We start from the raw sequence: 2,026 nt of genomic DNA, 5'->3' as shown, positions 1-2,026 counted from the left end.
CATACCTTTACCTATTTGTGCTTTACCGCTTAGGCCGCAGGCAAGGCCTGTATCAACGTTACGGTCTTCGTATGCTTTGATCCACGGCTGAGCTTTAATAGCGGCTTTTGGCAAAGCGACCCCGGCGTGCATAGAGGTATGAATTTCATCGCCCGTGCGGTCTAAAAAGCCAGTATTTATAAACACCGCGCGCGTTTTGGCTGCGTGTATACAGGCTTTTAAATTGACTGAAGTACGACGCTCTTCATCCATAATCCCCATTTTTAGGGTGTTTTTTGGCAAGCTAAGTGCTTCTTCTACCATGCTAAAAAGCGTATTTGTAAAAGCAACTTCTTCAGGGCCATGCATTTTGGGTTTTACAATATTGATGCTTTGCGCACTGGTGTTTTTAATGCCTGTTTTTTTATTTAAATCGTGCAGGGCTGCGGTTGCGCTAAACATCGCATCCATAATGCCTTCAAATACGGGTTGGCCGTAAATGTCAGTAATAGCAGGGTTTGTCATTAAGTGGCCTACATTACGGACAAACATCATGCTGCGGCCTTTAAGCGTAAGGCTACTGCCATCAAGGGCTGTATATTGCCTATCGCTTTGTAAAGTACGCTCTATGGTTTTATCGCCTTTTTTAAACGATTCAACCAAGTTACCTTGCATTAAACCCAGCCAGTTTTTGTAAACTTGTACCTTATCCTCGGCATCTACTGCGGCAACAGAGTCTTCGCAATCCATAATGGTTGTTAGTGCAGCTTCAAGCAAAACATCTTTTAATCCTGCTTTGTCGGCTTGGCCAATAGGGTGGTGATGGTCTATTTGCAGCTCTACATGCAGGCCATTGTTTTTTAATAAAATAGCACTTGGGTTTTGCGCCTCGCCTTGGTAGCCAATAAGTTGCTCAGGGTTTTTTAATTGAGTATGCGAGCTGTCTCTTAGGGTGATAGACAAGGCGCCTTCAACAATTGAGTAGTTGGTGCTTTCTATGTGTGAGCCATTTTTAAGGGGCAGGGCCTTATCTAAAAACTGGCGCGCATACGCCATTACTTTAAAACCACGAACTGGATTATACGTAGTGCCTTTTTCAGCGCCGTCGTCTTCACTTAATACGTCGGTGCCGTATAGCGCATCGTATAACGAACCCCAGCGCGCGTTAGCCGCATTAAGCGCAAAACGTGCGTTGCTAACAGGCACAACAAGCTGAGGGCCTGCGCTGAGTGCTATTTCGGGCTCTACATTTTGGGTTTTAATGGCAAAGTCTGCAGGCTCTGGTACTAGGTAGCCAATGTCTGTTAAAAACGCTTGGTACTGCGCGCTATCCCACGTTTTATTTGTTTTATGGTAGTCATCTATTTGTTGTTGTAGCTGCTCGCGCTTAGCTAAAAGAGCGTTATTTTGTGGGGTAAGCGTTTGTACTATGTTTGCAAAGCTTTGCCAAAATTGCTGCTCAGATAAATGAGTGCCTGGGAGTAGCTGTGTTTTTACAAAGTTGGCCAGCTGTGTATCTACGCTTAGCCCTGAGTGTGTGAGAGTGTGTGCCATATTTACCTTCCTTAAACGGTCGCGGTGTTGTTGTGTGCGTTAAAGCAACAATAACGCAAAAAAGGCTCAGTGCGTGCTTTTTAGCCATTCACAAAAAATATAGCGGTAATAACAACTATAAATTTACTAAATCTAAAAAATAAGCCTAATGTTGAATCAAGCGATACGGAGCACACACTCCTAGCCACTCTCACAATAATTTAAATAATTTATAGACCCGTTCGAAGGATTTTATTATGACAACATACACACGTGAAACCGATACTCTAGCAACACTTTGCCAATCTCAAGGTAGCGCATGGAAAGCCATTAACCCTGAATATGCAAGCCGCATGCGTTTACAAAACCGTTTTCGTACGGGGATTGAAATTGCACAATACACCGCAGATGTAATGCGTGAAGATATGGCCGCTTACGATAAAGACACCAGCCAATACACACAGTCTTTAGGTTGTTGGCATGGTTTTACTGCGCAACAAATGATGATGGCAAT

1 protein-coding gene and 1 pseudogene are annotated in these 2,026 nt (G+C 43.7%); one reads left to right on the top strand and one right to left on the bottom strand.

Annotated elements, in window-relative coordinates; translation table 11 throughout:
- A partial coding sequence (locus B4F91_RS16380) for a malate synthase G (RefSeq protein WP_288636058.1) occupies positions 1 to 1,533 on the bottom strand: 1,533 nt, incomplete at its 3' end.
- 236 nt (positions 1,534 to 1,769) lie between these two features.
- Here B4F91_RS16380 and B4F91_RS16375 point away from each other — a divergent pair.
- A pseudogene (locus B4F91_RS16375) lies at positions 1,770 to 2,026 on the top strand (isocitrate lyase); the annotation flags it as partial.

This window comes from Pseudoalteromonas sp. UBA6610 (assembly GCF_002433295.1).
Lineage (GTDB): Bacteria > Pseudomonadota > Gammaproteobacteria > Enterobacterales > Alteromonadaceae > Pseudoalteromonas > Pseudoalteromonas atlantica.
The sequence above is the reverse complement of the archived record's forward strand: the minus strand, read 5'-3'. Positions and strand labels throughout refer to the sequence as shown.